The sequence below is a fragment of the Actinomadura sp. SCN-SB genome, from assembly GCF_043906805.1.
Taxonomy (GTDB): domain Bacteria; phylum Actinomycetota; class Actinomycetes; order Streptosporangiales; family Streptosporangiaceae; genus Spirillospora.
Genome location: NZ_JBIMPP010000229.1, coordinates 1 through 234, shown reverse-complemented (window position 1 = coordinate 234; position 234 = coordinate 1). Strand labels below are relative to the sequence as shown.

The window sequence follows — 234 nt, the reverse complement described above, 5'->3', positions numbered from 1 at the left end:
CTGGTGGGACGCCACGGCGAGTTCGGCCGCCTGGCGGACGTCCTGATCCCGTACCTGGTGACGCGGCAGATCATCTGCGGGGCGGGCAAGGTGCTCCAGACGCCGCGTGGCGCGGTGTACTGCGTGTCGCAGCGCGCCGAGCACATCTGGGAAGGGGTCTCCTCCGCCACGACCCGCTCCCGACCGATCATCAACACCCGCGACGAGCCCCACGCCGACGCGGAGCGGTTTCGC

1 protein-coding gene is annotated in these 234 nt (G+C 71.4%); it reads left to right on the top strand.

Going from position 1 to position 234, the window contains the following annotated elements; genetic code table 11:
• A partial coding sequence (locus ACGWYJ_RS39155) for a proteasome accessory factor PafA2 family protein (RefSeq protein ID WP_395111781.1) occupies positions 1-234 on the top strand: 234 nt, incomplete at both ends.